The organism is Deinococcus metallilatus, assembly GCF_004758605.1.
In the GTDB taxonomy this organism is placed as follows: domain Bacteria; phylum Deinococcota; class Deinococci; order Deinococcales; family Deinococcaceae; genus Deinococcus; species Deinococcus metallilatus.
The window spans coordinates 293,281-315,382 of the sequence record NZ_CP038510.1 but is presented as its reverse complement, the minus strand read 5'-3'; the positions used below and the strand labels follow the sequence as shown (position 1 = coordinate 315,382).

19 protein-coding genes are annotated in these 22,102 nt (G+C 69.5%); 8 read left to right on the top strand and 11 right to left on the bottom strand.

Going from position 1 to position 22,102, the window contains the following annotated elements:
* Window positions 1–69: 69 nt before the first annotated feature.
* Complete coding sequence (gene gabT, locus E5F05_RS01405; RefSeq protein ID WP_129117251.1) at window positions 70–1,365, bottom strand: 4-aminobutyrate--2-oxoglutarate transaminase; 1,296 nt, start codon at window positions 1,363–1,365, stop codon at window positions 70–72.
* 104 nt (window positions 1,366–1,469) lie between these two features.
* Window positions 1,470–3,020 carry a PucR family transcriptional regulator gene (locus E5F05_RS01400; protein WP_164973294.1) on the bottom strand — a complete coding sequence of 517 codons (1,551 nt, stop codon included), beginning with the start codon at window positions 3,018–3,020 and terminating at the stop codon, window positions 1,470–1,472.
* Between the two features lie 166 nt (window positions 3,021–3,186).
* Between E5F05_RS01400 and E5F05_RS01395 the strand changes: the two genes are divergently transcribed.
* The gene (locus E5F05_RS01395) at window positions 3,187–4,602 is read left to right on the top strand and encodes an APC family permease (RefSeq protein ID WP_129117249.1); all 1,416 of its coding nucleotides are present in this window, start codon (window positions 3,187–3,189) and stop codon (window positions 4,600–4,602) included.
* Window positions 4,603–4,774: 172 nt separating this feature from the next.
* Here the strand turns inward: E5F05_RS01395 and E5F05_RS01390 are convergent, their stop codons facing one another.
* The 5 genes from E5F05_RS01390 to E5F05_RS01370 all read right to left on the bottom strand — a co-directional run bounded on the left by E5F05_RS01390 (window position 4,775) and on the right by E5F05_RS01370 (window position 10,144).
* On the bottom strand, window positions 4,775–7,081 hold the full coding sequence (locus tag E5F05_RS01390; protein WP_129117248.1) for a xanthine dehydrogenase family protein molybdopterin-binding subunit: 2,307 nt from the start codon (window positions 7,079–7,081) through the stop codon (window positions 4,775–4,777).
* Window positions 7,078–8,058, bottom strand: coding sequence for an FAD binding domain-containing protein (locus E5F05_RS01385; RefSeq protein WP_129117247.1), 981 nt, complete (start codon window positions 8,056–8,058; stop codon window positions 7,078–7,080). Before E5F05_RS01385 ends, E5F05_RS01390 begins: the two co-directional genes overlap by 4 nt.
* Window positions 8,045–8,584, bottom strand: a complete 540-nt coding sequence (locus tag E5F05_RS01380) for a (2Fe-2S)-binding protein (protein ID WP_129117246.1) — start codon at window positions 8,582–8,584, stop codon at window positions 8,045–8,047. The genes E5F05_RS01385 and E5F05_RS01380 overlap by 14 nt, the downstream gene beginning before the upstream one ends.
* A gap of 30 nt (window positions 8,585–8,614) precedes the next feature.
* Entirely contained in the window at window positions 8,615–9,037 is a 423-nt protein-coding gene (locus tag E5F05_RS01375; protein WP_129117245.1) for a four-helix bundle copper-binding protein, read from the bottom strand.
* Between the two features lie 510 nt (window positions 9,038–9,547).
* On the bottom strand, window positions 9,548–10,144 hold the full coding sequence (locus E5F05_RS01370) for a BON domain-containing protein (RefSeq protein WP_241687023.1): 597 nt from the start codon (window positions 10,142–10,144) through the stop codon (window positions 9,548–9,550).
* A 196-nt stretch (window positions 10,145–10,340) separates the two neighbouring features.
* Between E5F05_RS01370 and E5F05_RS21090 the strand changes: the two genes are divergently transcribed.
* Together E5F05_RS21090 and E5F05_RS01365 are read left to right on the top strand one after the other, a co-directional pair.
* Window positions 10,341–10,505: a hypothetical protein gene (locus tag E5F05_RS21090; RefSeq protein WP_164973293.1), complete on the top strand. Its 165-nt coding sequence runs from the start codon at window positions 10,341–10,343 to the stop codon at window positions 10,503–10,505.
* Window positions 10,502–11,227 (top strand): Clp protease N-terminal domain-containing protein, encoded by a 726-nt coding sequence (locus E5F05_RS01365; RefSeq protein WP_129117243.1) that lies wholly within the window; start codon window positions 10,502–10,504, stop codon window positions 11,225–11,227. The genes E5F05_RS21090 and E5F05_RS01365 overlap by 4 nt, the downstream gene beginning before the upstream one ends.
* A gap of 72 nt (window positions 11,228–11,299) precedes the next feature.
* On the opposite strand, the gene E5F05_RS01360 is transcribed toward E5F05_RS01365, so the two are convergent.
* From E5F05_RS01360 to E5F05_RS01345, 4 genes are all read right to left on the bottom strand, one after another.
* A complete protein-coding gene (locus E5F05_RS01360) occupies window positions 11,300–12,181 on the bottom strand; it encodes a carbohydrate ABC transporter permease (RefSeq protein WP_244944465.1) in 882 nt (293 codons plus the stop codon).
* The gene (locus E5F05_RS01355) at window positions 12,171–13,124 is read right to left on the bottom strand and encodes a carbohydrate ABC transporter permease (protein ID WP_129117242.1); all 954 of its coding nucleotides are present in this window, start codon (window positions 13,122–13,124) and stop codon (window positions 12,171–12,173) included. Before E5F05_RS01355 ends, E5F05_RS01360 begins: the two co-directional genes overlap by 11 nt.
* An 81-nt stretch (window positions 13,125–13,205) precedes the next feature.
* Window positions 13,206–14,492 carry an ABC transporter substrate-binding protein gene (locus E5F05_RS01350; RefSeq protein WP_241687022.1) on the bottom strand — a complete coding sequence of 429 codons (1,287 nt, stop codon included), beginning with the start codon at window positions 14,490–14,492 and terminating at the stop codon, window positions 13,206–13,208.
* A 123-nt stretch (window positions 14,493–14,615) separates the two neighbouring features.
* Window positions 14,616–15,323 (bottom strand): glycerophosphodiester phosphodiesterase, encoded by a 708-nt coding sequence (locus E5F05_RS01345; protein ID WP_129117241.1) that lies wholly within the window; start codon window positions 15,321–15,323, stop codon window positions 14,616–14,618.
* Between the two features lie 201 nt (window positions 15,324–15,524).
* On the opposite strand from E5F05_RS01345, the gene E5F05_RS01340 reads away from it, so the two are divergent.
* From E5F05_RS01340 to E5F05_RS01325, 5 genes are all read left to right on the top strand, one after another.
* Window positions 15,525–16,403, top strand: a complete 879-nt coding sequence (locus E5F05_RS01340) for a diacylglycerol/lipid kinase family protein (protein WP_164973292.1) — start codon at window positions 15,525–15,527, stop codon at window positions 16,401–16,403.
* 229 nt (window positions 16,404–16,632) lie between these two features.
* On the top strand, window positions 16,633–17,523 hold the full coding sequence (locus tag E5F05_RS01335; protein ID WP_129117239.1) for an IclR family transcriptional regulator: 891 nt from the start codon (window positions 16,633–16,635) through the stop codon (window positions 17,521–17,523).
* A gap of 87 nt (window positions 17,524–17,610) precedes the next feature.
* Complete coding sequence (locus E5F05_RS21815) at window positions 17,611–17,733, top strand: hypothetical protein (RefSeq protein ID WP_260177014.1); 123 nt, start codon at window positions 17,611–17,613, stop codon at window positions 17,731–17,733.
* Window positions 17,734–18,319: 586 nt separating this feature from the next.
* The gene (locus E5F05_RS01330; RefSeq protein ID WP_129117238.1) at window positions 18,320–21,310 is read left to right on the top strand and encodes an ATP-binding protein; all 2,991 of its coding nucleotides are present in this window, start codon (window positions 18,320–18,322) and stop codon (window positions 21,308–21,310) included.
* A 440-nt stretch (window positions 21,311–21,750) separates the two neighbouring features.
* Window positions 21,751–22,044 carry an antibiotic biosynthesis monooxygenase family protein gene (locus E5F05_RS01325; protein ID WP_129117237.1) on the top strand — a complete coding sequence of 98 codons (294 nt, stop codon included), beginning with the start codon at window positions 21,751–21,753 and terminating at the stop codon, window positions 22,042–22,044.
* Window positions 22,045–22,102 lie beyond the last annotated feature (58 nt).

The following is a 22,102-nucleotide window of genomic DNA, read 5'->3' as shown; positions in this document are numbered from 1 at the left end:
CCCCTCAAGGGGGAGGAGCAAAGGACGCCGGAACTCTGAGTGGCTTTCTCATCCCTCAATCTCATCACTTCAATCCTGCGTCGCCTCGCGCACTGCGGCGCGGAACAGGTCCAGGCCCTCGTCCAGCTCGGCGTCCGTCACCGTGATGGGCACCAGTACGCGGATCACGTTGGCGTACATCCCGGCCTTGAGCAGCAGCAGGCCCCGGCGGCGGGCCGCCTCGACGACGCGGGTCGCCATCTCCGGGTCGGGTTCCTTCGTCCCCCGGTCCTTCACGAATTCCATCGCCACCATCGGGCCGAGGCCACGCACGTCCCCGATGCCGGGGAATTCCGTCTGGAGGTCGCGGAAGGCTTCGTGCAGCCGCTCGCCCACATGCCGCGCCTGGGCGAGGAGCGTGCCGTCCTCGAAGAGGTCCAGCACGGCCAGGCCCGCCGCGCAGGCCAGCGGATTGCCCGCGTAGGTGCCGCCCAGGCCGCCCGGCGCGGGCGCGTCCATGATCTCCGCCTTGCCGGTCACGCCGGAGATGGGGAGGCCCCCGCCGATGCTCTTGGCGAAGGTCAGCAGGTCGGGTTGCACGCCGCTCTGCTCGATGGCCCAGAAGCTGCCGGTGCGCCCCACACCGCTCTGAATCTCGTCCGCGATGAAGACGATGCCGTGCTGGTCGCAAATCTCGCGAAGGGCGCGCAGGAACGCGGGCGGCGCGGGCAGGAAGCCCCCCTCCCCCAGCACGGGTTCGAGGATGATCGCCGCCACCCGCGAGGGGTCCACCGTGGTGCGGAACATCTCCTGAAGGCCCGCCAGCGCCGCCTCCACGCTGACGCCGCGGTACTCGTAGGGAAAGGGGGCGTGGTATACGTCGGGGGCGAAGGGGCCGAAGTTCTGCGCGTAGTACGCCTTTTTCCCGGTGAGGGTCATACCCAGCAGGGTGCGCCCGTGGAAGGAATGCGTGAAGGAGATGACGGCGGGCCGCCCGGTGTAGGCGCGGGCGATCTTGACCGCGTTCTCGGTGGCCTCCGCGCCCGTGGTGAAGAAGAGGGTCTTGACGGGGCCGCCGCCCGGAAAGCAGGTGTTGAGGCGCTGCGCGAGGCGCAGGTAGGGTTCGTACATCGCCACCTGGAAGCAGGTGTGGCTGAACTGTTCCAGTTGGGCGCGCACGGCCTCCAGCACGCGGGGGTGGTTGTGCCCCACGTTCAGCACGCCGATGCCGCCCACCCAGTCGTGGTAGACGCGGCCCTCCACGTCCCACAGGCGCACGCCCTCGGCCCGCGCGGCGACGATGGGGTGCCCGTTGCTGACCCCACGGGGAACCTCGGACAGACGCAAGGCCAGCAGCTCGTCCGTCTTGGACGCCGAAATGGTCATAGAAACCTCCCTGTGCCGTCAGGGTAGCCCCGCCGGGGGAAGGGGGCATGGGGGGAAGCGCACAAGTGGGCAATAAGTTCTTTGTGGCTTCCCGACAGGGGCTTTCAGGGATTCATCGCGTCGAACTGGAGGGCCAGCCACCACAGCGAGCGGGTGCCCGCGTCACCCAGCGTCCGCCCGGTCAGCGCCTCGATGCGGTCCATCCGGTAACGCAGCGTGTTGCCGTGAATGCCCAGCCGCGCGGCGGCCTCGGCCTGGGCAAAGCCCGTCTCACAGAGGGCCTGCACGGTCGCCACCAGCGCCTCACCGCCGCGCGCTTCCCGCAGGGGGGCCAGCAGGCTGCGGACCAGATCGGCCTGCGCGTCGCGGTCGCCGCTGAGGGCGCGCGGGACCAGCACCTCGGCGTAGGAGCGCAGCTCGCCGGGGCGGGCGTAGGCCGCGAGCGTCAGCACCTCGGCGCGGGCCTGGGCCACACCCTCCGCGCCGGGCCTTGCCCTCCCGTACACCAGGCCGCCCGGCGGCTCCACCCCGCTACCCGTTTCCCAGCCCAGGCGCGCCCACACCCGCTCGGGGTTCACGTTCTCCGGCAGCAGGAACCACACCTGATTCAGGCTGACGGTGACCAGCGGGGCCGCGCCCAGGGAGGCCAGCACCTCGCGGACCTGATGGGCCGCCCGCTCGCGCCGCGCGAAGCCCTCCGGGGAGAGGGGGAGCGCGTCGGACAGCACCAGCAGCGCCACGCGGTAGGTGCCCTGCGGATCGAAGCCCAGGCGCAGCGCCCGCTCCTGAGAGGTGGGGTCGGCGGTGAAGTGTCCTTCCAGCAGGGTGTCCACGAAGGCGTAGCCCAGCCGGGCCTCGCGCACCTCCAGGTCGCGCTGGGCCAGCATCAGCAGGGCGGCCACCGTCGCGGCGTGTTCGGCGGCCCGCACCTCCAGGTCGGTCACCTGCCCGGCCCCGCCCTCCACCCAGACACCGCCCTCGCGCTGGCCGCGCAGCAGCACCGGCACCAGGATGCCGCCCGCCAGGAGACGCGGGGCGCTGCCGGGACGGTCCAGGGCCTGGCGCGCCTGTAGGGAGTCCGGGGCGGGGCCGGGCGTGAGGGAGGTGCCGTCGCGGGCCAGCAGCGCCGCCGCCCGGCCCAGTTGCCCGGAGAGGGTGCCCGCCACGTCGGCCAGGCTGCCGCCGAGGGCCGCGCGGGTCAGGGCACGGTGGATCGCCTCGCTGCGTTCCAGCACGTCGGCCTGGGCGCGCAGGATGAACTCGTGGACCTCCTGCACCACCTGCACGAACGGCACCTCCCAGGGCAGTTCCAGGGCGGGGACGCCACGGGCGGCCAGCGGCGCGGCGATTTCCGGCGGGAACGCGGTGAAGAAGCGCGGCACGGCCAGCAGAACGCCTGCCGGTTCCTGCCGGGCCAGTTCCTCCCCGAAGTGGGCCAGGGCCAGCGGGTCACGCGGCCAGGAGAGGCCGGTGGTCAGCAGCAGCGTACCGGGCCGCAGCCAGCGTTCCGGGTCAGGAATGTCGATCACGTGCGCGAGGCGAACCTCGCGGGACAGGTCGGCATCCGGAATGACCAGCCGGGCTGCCCGGCACGCGGGCAGCGCCAGCACGTCCCGGACGCGCATGTTGCCCTGCTCGCGCACGCTGGCGGTCATGGCAGCAGCATAGCGGAGAGCCTGTATTGTGGGAACCTCCCAGTCCAGCGGGCGGAATTTCGTTGCACTCTCACAGGGCAGGGGAAGGGTCCAGCTTCTACCATGCGATGCGCAGATTACAACCCGGTTTCGGCGTCTCCCCTTTCCCTTTCCGCGTGAGGTTCCCATGACGGTTTCTTCCAGCAGTTCGGTCCCGGCGCGTCCCAAGCTCGGCTTGTGGGGCGTCATCATGGTCATCTATTTCACGGTGGCGGGCGGGGCCTTCGGCATCGAGGGCCTGATCAGCGGCAGCGCGCCGGGAATGGCCATCGCGCTGATCCTGATCACGCCTTTCATCTGGAGTATCCCCACCGTCCTGATGGTGACGGAACTCTCCACCGCGATGCCCGTCGAGGGCGGCTATTACGTGTGGGTCAAGCGCGGCCTGGGCCGTTTCTGGGGCTTCGTGCAGGGATGGCTCGCCTGGCTGTACGGCCTGGTGATCGCCGCGAGCTTCAGCGCCCTCTTTACCGATTACACCAGCAGCTTTTTGCGGCTCACCTTCGGCGTGACGCTGCTCGACGACCACCCGCTCGCCCGCTGGGTGGTGGCGGCCCTGCTGATCGCGGGCTTCGCATGGCTGAACATCCGGGGCGCCAAGGCGGTCGGGGACAGCAGCAAGGTCTTCGCGGTGATGGTGTTCGCGCCCTTCATCACGATGTTCGTGCTGGCGCTCGCGCACTGGGCCGCGCACCCCACGCCCTTCTGGCAACCCTTCACGCCGCCGCATACCGGCATCTTCGGCGCGTTCGGCCTGGGCCTCTTCATCGTGATGTACAACTTCTTGGGCTGGGACGGCGTCAGCACGATCCTGGGCGAGATCGAAAATCCGCTGAAGGTCATCCCGCGCGCGATGCTGATCGCGGTGCCGCTGATCATCCTGGCGTACCTGCTGCCGGTGCTGGCGGGCCTCACGGCGGGGACCGACTACAGCAAGTGGGGGGACACCGTGTTCTTCCCCGAACTCGCCACCGCCATCGGCGGGCGCTGGCTGGGCATCTGGGTGGCGGTGGGCGGGATGTTCTGCGCGGCAGGCCTCTTCAATGCGATGGTGCTGTCGAACAGCCGCCTGCCGTTCGTGCTGGCCGCCGACCGGTATCTGCCGTCCGCCCTGGTCGCGCAGCACCCCAGATACGGCACGCCGATGGTGTCCATCCTGATCTGCTCGGCCATCTACGCGCTGCTGGCCTTCGGGCCGTTCCAGACGCTCGCGGTGACGACGGTGCTGCTGTACGGCGTGAGCCTGCTGCTGCAATTCGCGGCGCTGATCGCCCTGCGCGTGCGGGCGCCGGGGATGCCGCGCCCCTTCCGGATTCCCGGCGGGCTGCCCGGCGTGCTGCTGGTCGCGCTGCTGCCCGCCCTGATCATCGTGCTGGCCGTCGTCACGACCGTGCGCGACGAGGGCCTCAGCTTCCTGACGCTGGCGCTGCCGCTGCTGGCCTCAGCGCCGCTGGCGTTCCTGATCACCAGCGCCCTCTTCAAGCGGGGCGCCCCCGACGGCGTGCAGCACGAGGCCCTTCCTTCCGAGGTGGCGGAGGCCTGACTGGCACACAGCGGCCAAGCTGGGATGAGCGGGCAGACGGCGTGAGGGTTCAGCCGTCTGCCCGCTCTCTCCTCGACGACGCCGAGCCCTTCCGGCGCGTCTTTTTCGGTGGTCCCGGTTCGGTCGCGTGACCTGAGACGACTGCGCGGGCCGTCCGCCGGGCACGGCCCCATCACAGCAGCTTGTCGAGGGTGATCGGCAGGTCGCGGATGCGCTTTCCGGTCGCGTGGTAGACCGCGTTGGCGACGGCGGCGGCCATACCGACGATGCCGAGTTCGCCCACGCCCCGCGCACCGAGGGCGCTGGCGTGGGTGTCGGGCACGTCCAGCATCGTCACCTCGACTGTGCCGATGTCGGCGTTGATGGGCACCAGGTACTCCGCGAGGTCGTCGTTCAGCACCAGGCCGGTGGTAGGGTCCACCTCGGTCTGCTCGAACAGGGCCATGCTGGCGCCCCAGATGATCCCGCCGCTGAGCTGGCTCTCGGCAGTCTTGCGGTTCAGGACCCGCCCCACGTCGAAGACCCCCACCACCCGCGACACGCGCGGCGTCATGAAGTCGGGGTCCACCCGCACCTCCACGAAGACCGCGCCGAAGGAGTGGCGGGCATACCCCGCCGCGTCCGCCTCCACCGAGGCGTTCTGGGCCTGCATCATGGCGTCCAGTTGCTCACGCTTCCCGCCGATGGGCAGCACCTCGCGGTACACCTCGATATGGTTGCGGCCCGCCCGCGCCAGGATGTCCTGGAACGTCTCCCCGCGCGAGGGGTCGGCCTTCAGGAAGAGGCGGCCTCCCCGCGCGTCGAGGTCGTGGGGATTCAGGCCGTGCAGCGGTGAATGCTCGTCCCCGGTGGCGAGCAGCGCGAGTTCCTGCCGCGCCCCCAAGGAGGCGGCCATCACCACGTCGCCCACGCTGGCCGCCGTGCGCGAGCCACCGGAGTAGGCATTCTTGGGGTAGTTGGTGTCACCCAGCAGCACCTTCACGCAGTTCGGCGCCACCCCGAAGCCGTCGGCGGCGATCTGGGTCAGGATGGTGTAGGTGCCCGTGCCGATGTCCTGCGACCCCGCCTCGATCTCGGCGCGGCCGTCCTCGAGGATGCGGGCGCGGGCGGTGGCGGGGCTGGCGTAGACGGGATAGGTGACGGTCGCCATGCCCCAGCCCAGCAGCGTCTCGCCGTCGCGCATACGGCCCGGTTCCGGGTTGCGCTTCTCCCAGCCGAACTTCGCGGCGGCCTGCCGGTAACACTCGCGCAGGTGCTTGCTGCTGTACGGATGACCGCTTTTGGGGTCCGTCTCGGCGTAGTTGCGCAGGCGCAGTTCCAGCGGATCGAGGCCGACGACGTAGGCCAGCTCGTCCACCAGGCTCTCCAGCCCGAAGGACCCGCTGGCCTCGCCGGGTGCGCGCATCATGATGCCGTCGCCCGCGTGGGTGCGCCAGAGCGTCTGGGACACCTGCATGTTCGGCACGGCGTACAGCATCTCGGTGACGTGACTGACCGACTCGACGAAGTCGCCGTTCATGCCCGCCTGCGTGTCGGCGTGGAGGGAAATGGAGGTGATCTTGCCGTCTCTGGTCGCGCCGAGTTTGTAGTGCTGGACGGTGGCGGGGCGGTAGCCCACGCCCGCGAATTCCTGCGCCCGCGTGCGCGACAGCTTGACCGGGCGCTTCACCAGTTTTGCGGCGAGTGCCGCGATGGGCAGGTGCGACCACGTCGCCGCCTTGCTGCCGAAGCCCCCACCGATGTAGGGCGACACCACCCGCACCTGTTGCGGCTCCAGCCCAAAGTGATGCGCCAGCGTGTGCTGCGGCGCCAGAATCCACTGGCTCGGTTCGTACACCGTGAGATGCGTGTCGCTCTCCCAGAAGGCGAGGGTGGCGTGCAGTTCCATCGGATTATGGTTTTCCTGCGGGGTGGTGTACGTGAGGTCGAGCTGCACCTCGGCGGCCTGATACGCCTGCTCGGCGTTCCCGCGCTGATAGGCCTCGTCCTCCACCGGCTTCTGGAGGTCCTCGCGCCCGCTTTCCAGGCTGCCTTGCAGCGTGCCGATGAAGGGTTCCTCGTCGTACTCGACCTCGACCAGCAGGGCCGCGTGCTGCGCCTGCTCCAGCGTCTCGGCCACGACGACGGCGACGACCTGCCCGCGCTGCTCGATCCTGTCGGTCTGGAGGGGGAGCAGGGCCGTGCCCGACGTGCTCTTGGGGAAGGGCTGCTCCACCGGCTTGAGCTTGACGCCTTCCGACTCATGGGTGAGGACCGCCAGCACGCCTGCCACCGCGCAGGCTGCCGCCGTATCGATGCGCCGCACCCGGCCACAAGGGATGGAGGACGTGACCAGCACGGCGTGGGCGACGTTCGGCAGCTCGTATTCGGCGGCGTAGGTGGCGTGGCCCGTCACCTTGTCGGGGCCGTCCACCCGGTTCATCCGCCGTCCGATGGCTCCGCCGGGGACTTGCAGGGGGGCGGGTCGGGTGCCGGTCATGCTTTCTCCTCGTTCCTGGTGACCCGTTCCAGAGCGCGGACGATCACGCTCTGCGCCAGCCCCACCTTGTAGGCGTTCTGCTGGAGGGGCCGGGCGTCTTGTAAGGCGAGCCGGGCGGCCTGCTCGAAGGCTTGCCGGGTCGCGGGCTGGCCTTTCAGGGCGTCCTCCGCCTCACGTGCGCGCCAGGGCACCGTGCCGACGCCACCCAGGGCGATCCGCACATCACGCACGGTATCCCCGTCCAGATCGACCGCCACCGCCGCCGAGGCCAACGCGAAGGAGTACGACTCGCGCTCGCGGACCTTGATGTACGTGCTGTTCACGGCCCACGGCAGGGCGGGCAGGTTCAGGCTCACGATCAGCTCGCCGGGCCGCAGGTCGTGTTCGAGGTCGGGATGGTTTTCCGGCTTCAGCAGGAAGTCCGTCAGCGCCACCTCGCGCTCGCCTTCCGGGCCGTGCAGGGTGAGGGTGCAGTCCAGCGCGACCAGCGGCACCGCCGCGTCGGAGGCGTGGGTGGCGATGCAGCAGTCCGAGGTGCCCAGAATCGCCTGCTTGCGGCTGTCACCCTCGATGGCGCCGCAGCCACTGCCAGGGTCGCGTTTGTTGCAGCTCGGAAAGTCCAGGTTGCGGAAGTAGGGGCAGCGGGTGCGCTGCATCACGTTGCCGGACATCGAGGCCATGTTGCGAATCTGCTGGGAGGCTCCGGCGCGGATGGCCTCGCTCAGCAGCGGATAACGCTGGCGCACCAGCGGATGCTCGGCCACGGCGGTGTTGCTGGCGAGGGCGCCGATCCGCAGCCCACCCCCCGCGTCCTCGACCCCGCGCAGCGGCAGGCGGGTGATGTCGGTCACGCGCTCCGGGCGTTCCACGTCCAGCCGCATCAGGTCGATCAGGGTGGTGCCGCCCGCCAGGAACCGGCCCCCCAGCGCCAGGGCCTGCGCCTCGTCCCCCGCACGCCGGTAGTCAAAGGGCCGCATCGCTCGCCTCCCCGCTCGCTCCTGGTGCGGCTACGCCCTGGGCGGCCACGCTCTGAATCGCCTTCACGATCTGGGGATAGGCGGCGCAGCGGCAGATGTTGCCGCTCATGAAGTCCTTGAGGTCGCCCTCGTCCCGGTCATGGCCGGTCTGGAGGCAGGCGATGGCCGACATGATCTGTCCCGGCGTGCAGTACCCGCACTGAAAGGCGTCGTGTTCGATAAAGGCCTGCTGGACCGGGTGCAGCGCCTCGCCGTCCGCCAGCCCCTCGATGGTCGTCACGGAACGCCCCTCCAGCGTGGCGGTCAGGGTCAGGCACGACAGCACCGCCTGGCCGTCCACATGGACGGTGCAGGCCCCGCACTGCCCGTGGTTGCAGCCCTTCTTGCTGCCGGTCAGCCCCAGGCGCTCACGCAGCACGTCGAGCAGTGTGGCCTGGGACGGAATCCACACCTCGCGCGCCTCGCCGTTCACGTACAGCGAGACACTCAGTTCCTGTCCGGTTTGCGGTTTCTCGGCCGTTGTCATCGTGATCCCTTCTGAGAACGTCCAGCCCGGTCAGGCCGCCATGCTGCCCAACAGGTTCTGGCAGGCCTGCTCGCAGCCGCGGCAGGACTCGGCACAGATGCGGCAGTGTTCCATGTTCATCTCGCGGGCGTGCCGCTCGCACTCGTCCCCGCAGGCGCGGCAGGCGGCTACGCAGGCTTGCAGTTGGGTCCGCAGCACGTTCTGATCGGGCTGCGTCAGCCGCGACAGCACCCGGCCCGTCGTCCCGCACACGTCCGCACAGTCGAGGTTCAGGCGGATGCAGTGAACGAGGTGCATCAGGTGCTCCCGCTCGCCCAGACAGGCGTCGGCGCAGGAAGTGCACACCTGCGCGCACTCGAAGCAGGCGTCGATGCACCTGGCCAGGGCGTTCAGGTCGAACACGCTGGCGGGGTTGGGGTGCGTTTGGAGCATCTGGAGGGTGTTCTGGGGCATGGTCAGTCTCCTTTGGGATGCGTTCCAGGGACGGGGGGAGCAGGTAGCCTCCGGCAGACGCTCCTCCTGCGCGGGGCGGCTAGGTCGCCCGCAGCAAAGCTCTTTTCCACGGTACAGGGCGCCTGGCCGCCTGGAGCATGAGCACCTCAAGGACACGCTTACGCCAGTTCTCATCTGCTGGGCTGCCCAGGCCGGGCGAACCGTCAGCATTCAGGAGAGGCCAGACCATGACTGATCGCGGCCAACTCCGGTCCATCGCCGCCTTTCACGCAGGCAGGCCGGGGAGGGCGCCATGAGCGCCGCTTCCCATACGAGATTCAACTGAGTCCTTTGCCTCTTGGAGGCGGGCAGGCCGCTACGTCGCCCCCTCTCCCCAGCCCTCTGTTTCGCAGCTTTGCAAGTCTCCCGCAAGGGGAAAGGGGGTAGGCAATTCATCTTGATGTCAACAAATCAGCTCCAGAGCAAAAAGGGCCGCCGCGCGTTTGCCCGGTCGTGCGGCGCGCGGTAAGGTCAGGGCTCCTGGTTGGAGGTGGTGTTGCCCGTGCCCGCCGTGATGACGGTGGTGCTCCCGGCCCTGTCGCCAGTGCTCATGCCCGTGCCGCCCTGCTGCACGCGGAGCCGGTTGTGGACATCCTTCACGCCGCGCACCCGCTCCACGCAATCTTCGGCCATGCGCTTCTGGTTGCGGTCGTTCACCGTGCCGGTCAGGGTCACTTCCCCATTCTGCACCTGCACCTCGATGTCGCTGGCGTCCACGCCGTGCTCGTCTTCCAGCGCGTCGTTCACCTGTTCCCGGATGCGGTCGTCGCTGCGCTGGTAGCCCCTGGGCCCCTTGCCCCGGTGGCTCTCCATGCCCGACTGGCCGGACATATGGCGTTCCCGATAGTCGGGGCCGTAGATGCGGCCCGAAGAGCCGTACTCGTAGCCCATACCACTGCCGGAGTCGGCGCCGTAAACCCCAGCGCCGCTGCGGTCGTAATCACGGTCAAAGGAATCGCCGTAGGAATCCTGGCTCATCGGGCCGCGGTCCATTTCCCAGCGGTCGTTGTCGCGCATCCAGCCGTCGTCCGTCCAGCGGTCGTCGCGGTCATCACCGTAGCGGGTCATGTGCTCCTCCAGGTGAGTGAAGAAGGCCGCCACCCGGTCCATCCGGGCGTCGCGACTCCTCCACCGGTCTTGCCTCCCAGTCATATCCGGCCGGGTCCCCCAACAACGTGACATTGCCTTTAAGGGCCGAACACCGAATCGCTCATGAAGAGTGGGGGACTTCACCGCCCCGTTGCCACACCTCCTGCGGCCCAGAATGACTTCGGCTTCCTCATCCCTAATACTGCTCGGCAAGGAGGCCAGCATGCGCGTGATCGCCAGGATGACCCACAAGGGACAGGAGCCCATCCCCCTGGTGCCGCGCCGGGAGGCGAACCCCTTGGGCGCCCTGATCGGCCTCCTGCCGCTGGTCACGCCATGAACCTCTACGACGACGCGGCCCGGCTGACCTTTCACTATGCGCGTGAGGAGGCAAACGCCCTGGGACACGCCCAGGTGGGGCCGGAACACCTGCTTCTCGGTCTGATGCGGGCCGAGGGTGGCGGACGCGACGTGCTGACGGCTCTGGGGGCCGATCTGGACCGGATGCGCCAGCAGGTCAGGGAGTTCAGCCCCCTGGGAAAGAGTTCATCCCCCCAGGGCAACAGTGTTCGTTTGGAGACGCCTTCCATCACCCCCCTCGGGCGCCGCGTCATGGAGATCGCCTCGCAGGAGGCACGGGCGCTCGGCGTCTCCGTCACGTCCACCCCACATATCCTGCTCGGCATCGTGCGTGCCCAGCATCCCGTCGCCCAGCGCGTCCTGGCCTCGCTTCAGGCCGATCCCGAGGTCATCATGGAGCGTGCGCGGGCCGCAGCTCCACCCTCTTCTGCAGAGACTCGACGCCAGGCCCAGGAGAGGGCGGCCCAGGTGCAGGCCCTCCGGCATCTGCTCGAAGAAACCCTTCAGAGAGACGGCACACCCCCGGCGGGAATGACGGAAGACGAACTGGTGGCCCTGATCCTCGGGGGCGGGGATGAGAGCCTGGTTTCTCTCTTCGAGGACGTGGTGTACCGCTGGCTGACGGAAGACCGGCTGTCCGGGAACCGGAAGCACGCCGTCCTGCTCCACCTCATCCATCACGCGATGCAGCGCCGGGGCTGAAGGCGTTCCACTCCCCGCTTTGATGCTTCACCCGGCCTGAGCCATACCCATCGCCGCAAGTTGGCAGGAGGCTCACTTGTCCTGGCCGAGCGCGAAGCCCTTGCTGAACTGTTCCTGGAGGAACGTGAACACCAGGAGGGGCGGCAGCAGGGTCACGATGGCGCCCGCCATCACGGCGCCCCAGTCGGTCTGCCCGCCCACGTCGATCAGCTTGCGCAGGCCGACCTGCACCACCTGGCGCTCGTCACTCTGCATGATCACCAGCGGCCAGAGGTACTGGTCCCACACGTACACGAACTGGATGACGGCCAGGGCGCCGATGGTATTCACGCTCAGCGGCAGCAGCACGTGACGCAGGAACAGCAGCGGCCCGCAGCCGTCGATGCGCGCGGCGTCGGCCAGCGAACTGGGGATGTTCAGGAAGTGCTGGCGGAAGAGAAAGGTCCCCGTCGCGGAGGCCAGGAACGGCACGATGATCGCCAGGTACGAGTTCGCCCAGCCCAGCCGCGTGGACACCAGATCGAAGAGCGCCACGATCAGCAGTTCGGTGGGCAGCATCAGGGTGAACAGCACCAGCGCGAAGGCCAGCGAGCGCAGCGGAAAGCGGAAGTACACGAACGCCAGCGCCGCCAGCACCGACAGCACGGTCTTGCCCACCACCACCGCGACCGTCACGATCAGGGAGTTGAGCATGTAGCGCCCGAGGTGCGCCTCGGTCCACACCCGCTCCAGGTTGGAGAAGAACGCCCCGCCGGGCAGCAGGCTGGGCGTGACGACCTGATCGCCGGGCTGCGTCGCCTTGATCAGCGCGAACAGCAGCGGCACCCCGACCAGGAACACCGCCACGATCAGCGCCGCGTGCGTGAGCGCGTGGGAGAGACGCCTGCGCCCCGTGATGCCCCGGGCCGGGCGGGTCACCTCCGCCGTATTGGTCCTCACCGTGTCAGCCTCCATAGTGCACTCTCCGGCTGCCGAAGCGGAATTGCAGCAGGGTGATCGTGCCCACCAGCACCAGCATCAGCACCGCCTCCGCCGCCGCGAGGCCCGTGCGGAAGTTGCGGAAGGCGTCCTCGTAGAGCTGATACACCAGGAAGGTCGTCACGCCCGCCTGCCCCTCGATGGGCCCCCCGCGCGTGAGGATGTCCACCAGGCCGAAGGAGTCGAACAGCGCGTAGACCACATTGGTAAAGAGCAGGAAGAACGTCATCGGGGACAGCAGCGGCACCACGATGCGCCAGAAGCTCTGCATACCATTGGCGCCGTCGATCTCGGCGGCTTCCAGCACTTCCCGGGGCAGGTTCGTTAGGGCCGCCAGGTAAAAGACGACGTTGTACCCCAGGCCCTTCCACACGGCGGCGGCCGTCACCAGGCCGAACGCGAGGGCCGGGTCGTCCAGCCAGCGGGGCCGCAGGCCGAAGAGCGACCCCAGCAGTTGGTTGACCGCGCCGACCTCGGGATTGAACAGAAACAGCCACAGCGTCCCGGCCACCGCCGGGGACAGCGCGTAGGGAAAGATCAGCAGCAGCCGGTAGATGCGCCCGCCGCGAATCGGGCGGCTCGCCAGCCAGGCCAAACCCAGGCCCAGGCCCAGGCCCAGCACCACGACCAGCGCCACGAAGGCGAGGGTCTGCCCCACCACCTGGCGGTACACGGGGCTGCCCAGCAGGTCCGCGAAGTTCGAGAGCCCCACGAACTGCCGGGTGCCCAGGACGATGTTGCTGCGGTAGCCGCTGAGCTGGAGCGTCTGCACGGCGGGCAGGTACAGGAAGACGGCCAGCACGATCAGGGTCGGCGCGAGAAACAGCCACGGCAGCACCCGGCTGCGAAAGGCGGGCGCCACCTCGGTTTCGCGGGCGGCCGGGGCGGCCTCGGGGGGCGCGGTGGGTAGGGCGGTCATGGGTCCTCCAGGTCGGGCGGAAAGGAGAAACGCGCGGCGCACGCCCCACCTTTCGGGGGTGCCGCGCCACGCGGGCAGCCTTCAGCGGAAGTTCTGGTTGTACTCGCGCAGCGCGGCGTCCACCCGCGCCTTGGTGTCCTTCATGGCAGCGTCCACGCTCTGGCCGCCCAGGACTTTCTGGAGGCCTTCTTCCATGATCTTGCGCGTCTGGATGGCGGTGCCGTTCAGCGCGCCCGCCGAGGCGAGATCGGGCGTCGTCTGGAGGAGCTGGTTAAAGGCCACGAGTTGCAGCGGCGTCTGGGTGAACCAACCCTGCTTGCGCAGCAGCGCGATGGAACTGTTGCGGACCGGGTAGTAACCGGTGAGCTTGTGCCAGTCGGCCATGTTCTTGGTGTTGGTCATGTACAGCGCGAAATCGAGCGCCGCCTCGGCCTGCGCCTTGCTGATGTTCTTGGCGACCCACAGGCTGGCGCCGCCGATCACCACACCGTTGCGTTTGGTGCCGTCGGGGATGGGCAGCACGCCGATCCCGAGCTGGAACCCTGCCTTTTTGGCCGCGTCGCTCACGTTGCCGATGTCGGCGGTGGAGTTGATGTTGAACACCGCCTTCTGGTTGCTGAAGATGGCGTTGCTGCCGTCGGTGTCCGCCAGCTTACCGGTATAGGTGTAGTACCCTTTGTCGTTCACGTCCTTCATGAACTGGAAAATGTTGCGCGCCGCCGCCGAGTCGAGGTTGCTCTCGGTCGCGCGGGCCTGCCGCCCGTTGCCGTTGTTCAAGAGGAGCGCATTCTGCTCGCTCATCCACTGCTCCACGAACCAGCCGTACACGGCCGCCGTGAAGCACTTGGCGTCGATGCCCGCGGCCTTGATCTTCTCGCAGTCCCGCATCAGGGCGCCGAAGGTGGTGGGCGGCCGCCGGGGGTCCAGGCCCGCCTTCTGCATCAGGTTCTTGTTGAAGTACAGCACCGGACTCGACGAGTTGAACGGCAGCGAGTTCACCTTGCCGCCGATGGTGTAGTAGTTGATGACCGGCTTGATGTAGTCGCTGAAGTCCACGTCCTTGATGCCGCTGACCGGCTGGAAGGCCCCCGAGTCGAGGGCGAGCTGGCTGCCGACCTCGAAGATCTGGACCAGGGCGGGCGGCTTGCCCTGGCGCGCCGCCAAGATGGTCGCCTGCAAGGAGTCGTTGTAGCCGCCCTTGTAGGCGGGCACGATCTTCACGTCGGGGTGCGTCTTGTTGTACTCGTCGGCGCGGGCCTGAATCCAGCCTGCGCGCTTGGCGTCGCCGAACGAGTGCCAGAAATCCACCGTGACGGTCTGGGCAGAGGCCGTTCCGGCCAGGGCGAGCGTGAGCATCCACTGTTTCATATGTCCTCCTGGGGGCCGCAGGGCAAGCGCAAGCGTAAGGGGCCGGGGTCAGGCCGCCGTCAGGCAGAATGGGGGCGCCAGGCAGCACAAGGCTGTGGACGGCCATCACGTCTCACGTCGATCTCAGATTGATTTTTGTGCCCGCAGCATAACATCCGCTTCGCGGCTTGTGAGCAAGACCCCCGGATCGTCTCCGATCAGCCCGTCCACGCCGAGCTGGAGCAGGTGCCGGGCAAACTCCGGGTCGTTCACGGTCCAGACGTTGACGCGCCAGCCGCGCGTTCTGGCCGTCTCCACCAGCGCGGGGGTGACCAGATGCCAGCGCGGGTGAAGGGCGCTCACGCCAAGCCGGGCGGCGACGTGCGGCATCACGTCCGGCGCGCGGTCGAACAGCAGGCCCCGCTCGACTTCGGGCGCCGCCTGCCGCAGGGCCGCGAGCACCAGCGGGTTAAAGCTCGACACGACCGCCGAGGGCAGCAGGCCATAGCGCCGCAGCAGCTTGGCCGTGCGTGCCGCCCGGTCGTCGGGCCACCACGACTCGTACTTGAGTTCCACGTTGAGGTAAGCGCCGGTGTCCGCCGCCCAGGCCAGGACCTCCTCCAGCGTGGGTACGGGATGCGGTGCCAACTGCCCCCGCGTCAGGTCGGCCAGCCGCCACCCGTCGAAGAGCCTCTCGTCGTGATGCACGACCAGCGTGCCGTCCGCGAGGCGCCGCACGTCGAACTCCACCCCGTCGAGGCCTCCGTCCAGGGCGGCCTGAAAACTCCGCAGGGTATTTTCACGGTGCTGGCGGGGCGAGCCACGGTGGCCGAGCAGAAGGGGACGGGACATGCCCGCATCGTACCGGGCGGCGCGGCCGTGATTATGGCGATGCCCGCCTCCGGGCCGGTGAACAAGCCGGTGGAAGGCGCTTACAATGCCTCCCGTGGACGTTCATGGAACCGCCCTCCCTGGCGCCGCGACGCCAGATCACGCCGCTCACGCCCTGGCCGGTACGGACGGGACGGGTCCGGCCTTGTTCGCGGGCACCCCGTGAAGGCAGGTCGCCCGCTCGAAGTGATCGTCAATCCACTCGCGCGGCGCGGGACCGCCTACCGGGAGGCCCTGGCCGTCTTTAGGGCGGCGGGCTGGGTTCCGCGTGTCCACGACTGCCGGGAAGAGGACCCCGAAGAGGTGGTGACGGCGGCGGTGCGGGCCGGGGCCGGGCGGGTCGTCGTGGCGGGGGGCGACGGGACGCTGGCGCAGGCCGCGCGGCCTCTCCTGTACAGCGGGACGGCGCTGGGCATCCTGCCCCTCGGGACCGGCAACACCTTTGCCCGCAATATGGGCGTGCCCCGCGACGTGGTGCAGGCCGCGCGGGTGATCGTCTCGGGGAGCGAGCGGCGCGTGGACGTGGGGGAGGTGAATGGCCGGGTGTTCCTGAATTCCGTCACGCTGGGCTTCTCGGCCCAGATCGCGGCCAACCTCACCCCGGCGCTCAAGCGCCGCCTGGGCTGGCTGGCGTACCTCCCGGCGGCCTGGCCGGTGGCCCGACACCCCCCGTCCCTGCGGCTCACCGTGACGGCCGACGGCGTCCCCTCCCGGCTGCACACGCCGCAACTGGTGATCGCCAACGCGCGTGACGTGGCGGCAGACCTGCTGGTGCCCGGCGCCGACTATCAGGACGGGCGGCTGGTGCTGCTCGCGCTTCCCGCCGGGTCCCCGCTCGCCACCCTGGCGAATCTCGTCCGCTGGAAGCTGGGCGACACGTCGCGGCTCCGGGTGCAGCGGGTGGGCGAGGTCGGGGTGATGGGCGTGGGCGAGGCGCTACATGCCAACGTGGACGGCGACCTGACCTGGGAAGTCATGCTGAGCGTGCAGACCCACCGCACAGCCCTCACGGTCTGCGTCCCGCCCGCTCCCCGGTCATGAGTCGCGGGGAGAGGGCCGGGCGGGGACTCATACCAACTTAAGGTGAGTCGTAGACGAACCCGAGCGAAGCGAGAATAAGAAAATACCGGCTTGCGGCGATGGAAGAACCTCCGGTGTTTTTCCCGGAGGTTCTGAAATCAGAGCAAGTCGGTATCAGGCGGCCCGTTCGTATATCCTGAACCCAACCGAACGCTTCCCGAGGCCGCCTCTCCCCTGCCCTGAGAAAGACATGCTGCATACCGTCGAGAAGGCCGGTCAGGTTCTGAACCTGTTCACCCCCGAGCGTCCCGAGTGGGGCGTGAGTCAGGTCGCCGCCGAGCTGGACCTGCCCAAGTCGAGTGCCCACGCCCTGCTCAGCTCGCTGACCCAGGTGGGCCTGCTCTACCGCATGATGACGGGGCGTTACCGCCTGGGCTTCCGCATCCTCACCCTCAGCCAGGCGCTGCTGCACAACACGCCCTGGCGCGAGGTCGCCCGCGAGGAGATGGAACGGCTGCGCGCCCGCTTCGGGGAGACGGTGCATCTGGGCGTGCTGGCGGGGGGCGAAGTGGTCAGCGTGATCCGGCTCGGCGGCACCCGCGCCGACGCCGCCGAGGTGATGCCGATGGGCAGCGTGCTGCCGCCGCATTGCAGCGCCCACGGCAAGATTCTCCTGGCCGAACGGCCCTGGACCTTCGTGGAAGGCGTGCTGGAACGGCACGGGATGTCCGCCTACACGCCCAACACCATCACGGCCCCCGACGAACTGGCCTCCGAACTCGCCCGGGTGCGCGAGCGGGGCTATGCCTACGACATCGAGGAGGTGCGCTCCGGGCTGTGCTGCGTGTCGGCCCCGGTTCGCAACCACAACGGGGAAACCATCGTGGCGGTCGGTGTGGCGGTCCCGCCCGGCCGCTTCCACCAGCACAAGACGCGGCTGCGCGAAGCGGTGATCGAGGCGGGGAAGCACATCTCGGAACGCATCGGCTACAACCCCGAGTTTGCCGAGGCCGGGCGCTACTGGTGGGCCTCCATCGACGGCCGCGACGAACTGCAACCCGCCCGCCAGAACCGCCGGGACGCGCCGCGCCGCAAGCCGCGTCAGAAAGCCGCGCGGCCCCAGCCAGACCCTCTGAAGTGAGCCGCGAGTGGGGGCGGCAGACTCTCCCCCGCCTCGTTGCAACCGGGATGGACCGAGAACCGGGGGTCACGTCACAGCCCGTCCCCCGTGCGCCACCTGGGGGTGTACTACGCGCGGCACGGCGTGCTTCAGGTGATGCCCATGCGGGACCTGTTCCGGTCCGGCCTCTTGCTCGTGAGCTGGTTCGACGACAGCCTGCCCAGGGCCTGACGAATGGCCCCGCTGCCGAGCATGAAGGGCCTGCGCCACCAGGCAGATGCCGTTCTCACCTGCGGTCACGCACACTGAACGCACCCGGTTCCAGGCCTGCCGATGGTGCGGGCCAACGCAGTGAACCAGCCTGCCCTCAGCACGGGGGAGTGCAGGTGGACGGGCAGGGAAGGCCCCGTAGAACCTTCACCCTGCCCCCCCGACTTTCGCCCCTCCACCCTCGCCAGGGTCCTCCAGATTCTGGCCCTTGAAGAGTGGCCGATCCTGGTGGCGGAGTCCAAAACACCACAGATCCCCGCAGAACTCCAAGTCGCGGTGGACCAGGGTGAGGTGGATCATCAAGCTGCTCCAAGTGGGCCACCAGCGCGGGGACATGGCCCTCCATCTCGTTCGTTGTCCGCCGGGCCGACCTCCCACGACTTTGCGGTGGCCCTGGGCGGCGTTTCCGGTCATGGCGACCTCCGGGCCATTCCAGGTAGAGTATGATCAGGCGTCTTCGTTCCAACCCAAGTCCTGCACTCCCTCCAACGAGGAGGTTCCTGTGGCCCATCTGAAACGGCTTGCCCTCAGCGGGTGAGGGCGCGAGGTGGCCACGACCCTGTTCCTGTTCGGCTCCCCACGTCTCCAGGTGGATGGGCACGACGAGGCGTGGCTGCCCGACCGGTGTTCTCAACTTCTCACCTATCTCGCCTGCCGCACCGGGTGGGTGGGCCGCGAGCAGCTCCAGTACCTCTTCTGGCCCGACCACGCCCCGGACATGGCCCGGGGCAACCTGCGCCAGTTGCTGAGCCGGGTGCGTGCCCGGAGCGTCCCGGGGCTGGAGGTGGAACGTGAGCGGCTGCGCTGGCGGGTGGAGACAGACCTGGCGGCCTTCCTCCGTGCCGTGTCGGAACACCGCTGGGCAGAGGCCCTCACGCACGCCAGCGGCCCATTCCTGGCAGGCTGGGAAGGGACTGGAACGGGCGAGTTTGCCGCCTGGCTGGAACGGGAACGCGAGCACCTGTGTCAGGCCACCCGCGCCGCCCGCTTGGGGCGGGCCCACGAGCTGGAAGAGGAGGGCTGCCATCTGGAGGCCGCCGACCTCCTCCAGCCCCTGCTGGAGGGAGATGAATTTGACGAGGCGGCGCTGCGGGTGCAGGTGGCCGCCCTCCTGAAGGCGGGTGGGCGCGAGCGGGCGCTGCGAACGTGCGGCACCTTTGTCCAGCGCCTGCGGGCCGAACTCGGCCTGGAGCCGACGGCCGAACTCGCCGGGCTGATCCGGACCCTGCAAAGCCCGGAGGCGGCCGCCCCGCCCGCGCCTGCCGCCCGCCTCTCCGGGGTGGGTCTGCCCACCAGCGCGGCCTCCTTCATCGGGCGCAGCCTCGAACTCGCCGAGATCGCGCGGCTCCTCGCCCGGCCGGATGTCCGCCTGCTCACCCTGACCGGTCCCGGGGGCATCGGCAAGACGCGCCTCGCCGTGGAAGCCGCCCGGGGCCTCGCCCCCAGCTTTCCGGACGGCGTGGCCTTCGTGTCCCTGGCGGCGCTGAGCGACCCGGCCCTGGTCGCGCCGGGCATCGCCGAGGGTCTGGGCCTTCCGCTGGAGGACCGGGCTGACCCGCTGGGCCAGGTCGTGCGCTTCATCGGCGCGGGTCGGCGGCTGCTGGTGCTCGACAATTATGAACACCTGCTGGGCGGGGTGACGGTCGCCCTCAAACTGGTGCGGGGATGCCCGAACCTGCGCCTGATCGTCACCTCGCGCGAACGCCTGGGGCTGGAGGACGAGTGGCTGCTGCCGCTCTCCGGCCTGGATCACCCGCAGGAGGCGGAGGTCGGCGAGGTGGAGGGCCGCCACTTCGACGCGGTGCAGCTCTTTCTTGACCGGGCGCGGCGGGTGAGGCCGCAGTTCACTCCGGGCGGGGACCTGCACCGCCTCTTCGAGCTCTGCCGTCTGGTGGAGGGTTCACCGCTGGCCCTCGAACTCGCCGCCGTGTGGACGCGGTCGCTGCCCCTCGCCGAGATTGTGCGGGAGATCAGGGAGAACCTGGATTTTCTGACCAGCCGGAACCCGGACAAGGCGGGGCGGCACCGCAGCCTGCGGGCGGTGTTCGAGTCCTCCTGGGGGCGGCTGACCCCGCTGGGGCAGGAGACGCTGCGCAGGCTCGCGGTGTTCCGGGGCGGCTTCCGGCTGGAGGCGGCACGGGTGGTCACCGGCGCTTCCCCGGCGGTCCTGGCCGCGCTGGTGGACGCCTCGCTGCTGTGGCTGGGGCCGGGGGACCGTTACTTCCGGCACGCCCTGCTGCACCAGTACATGCGGGAGAAGCTCGCCGGGCACCCCCGGGAGCAGCGGGAAACCGAGCGGCGGCACGCGCACTATTACCTCGCCCTGCTGGGAGAGCGGGGAGACGCGATCCTCGGCCCGGAGGGCGGGGCCGCGCTGGCCGCCCTGGACGGGGAACGGGAGAACATCCGGGCGGCCTGGGACCACGCGGCGGCGGCCTGGCCCGGGGACCTGCGCCCCGCCGTGGTCCAGGCCGCGCTGTACTACGACCGCCGGGCGCGCTTTCAGGAGGGATTCACCGCCTACGGGCGGGCCGCCCGCACACTGCGCGGGGACAGCCCCAGCCAGCGGGCGTTCCTGGGCGATGTGCTGGTTCGCCAGGGCTGGTTCGCCATGCGTCTGGGGCAGCACGGCGAGGCCCGGGAGCTCGCGGCCCGGGGCCTGGCGCTGGTGCCGCCGGGAAGTGTCTCGGCCATGCACGGGCACAATGCCCTGGGCACCATTGCCGAGCACACCGGCGACTATGCGGAGGCCGGGCGACACTTCCGGGAGGCCCTCCGGCTGGCCGGGGAACACGTCCTTCCGGCGCGGCAGGCCGACCTCTCGACCCACCTCGCGGCGGTGGAGGCGGCCCAGGGCCACTACCGGGAAGCCGAGGCACACCTGCGGGAAGCCCTGGTCCTCTACCGGAAGATCGGCTACCACGTCGGCCTGGCCTTCGGCCTGGCGCAGCAGGGCAACCTGCTGCTGGCCCTGGGCCGCCCCGAGGAGGCCGGGGCCGCGTTCAGGCAGGGTCTGACGCTCGCGCAAGACCTCGGCGTCCACCAGCGGGTGCCGCCCTTCCTCCAGGGCCTGGCCGAAGTCGCCTATGCTCGGGGGGCCTACGAGGAGGCCAGGCAACTGGGCGAGGAGGAACTGGAGCGCGGCCGGAAGGAGGGAAGCCGGAGCACCCAGATTGCCGCGCTGGGCCTGCTGGGCCGGGTGAGCGCGGCGCAGGGGAAGGGCGCCGCTGCGGGCTTGCACCTCGGCCAGGCCCTGCACCTCGCCTGGTCTGCCGGGGAGACGCCGAGGGTCCTCGAACTCCTGACCGCCCTCGCCGGGTGGCAGCTCACCCGGGGCGAGGCCCGGGAGGCGCTGCCCCTGCTCCTGCTGGTAGAGTGCCATCCCGCCGCCGAGGAGCGGGTCAAGGAACTCGCCCGGCGGCTGCGGCGGACTCTGGAAGGCCAGCTCCCGCCGCAGGCTCTCGCCCAGGCACAGGCTGACCCCGCGAGCCTGAATTCCGTGGTGACCGAGGTGCTGGCCGGGCTGGATTCCGCCTGACCCTGGACGGCTCCGGCCAGGCCGAACGTGATCCCGCCGCCCGCGTCGAGGCCCAACGGGCGGATCAAGTCCAGTTGGACACTCTGGTGTCGCGCACCCCCGGTTTCCCCCGGTGGCGGGCGCGGCAAGGAGGAAACCGTCTGCTGGCGATGAGCACAGGAGCCGCCCTGCTGACCCCCTTCCTGGCAGTTCCGGGAGCAGTCGGTCCCCTCCCCTCTCCGGTTGCCCCCGCGTGATACGGACGCCCACTTTGGACCTCTTCATGTAACGCACTTATCACGTTCCTTTTCGCACACTGACCCGGAGCGTCAAGCCGGGCGGATGCCGCCGCCCGCCGCAAGGGAGGGAGGTGACAGCACGGTTCGCGGCTCCCGCCGGGGTGGCCGGACGGCAGCCCGGGAGCGGGGAGGAGCTCGCCCGTCCCCACCAGGAGGCCAACGATGTACGCCAGGGTAGTGATGGTCATGATTCGGCAAGGCAAGACGGAGGGCACCGTCGAGATTTTCCAGGACGCGCTGATCCCGGTCCTGCGGGAACAGGCGGGCTTTCGTGGGGCGCGGCTTCTCACCGACGCGAATTCAGGCAAGGGCCTGATGATCACCCTGTGGGAGAGCGAGGCGCAGATGCGGGCGAACGAGGCCAGCGGCTTCTTCCGTGAGCAGCTCGCGCGCTTCGCGCCGGTGCTCAGTGCGCCGCCCAGCGCCGAGCACTACGAGGTGAGCGTGTCGGTCTGAGTGCGGGACAGACGGCCCTACGGCGAAGCACCGTGAGCCCGCCGACCAATTGCCCATG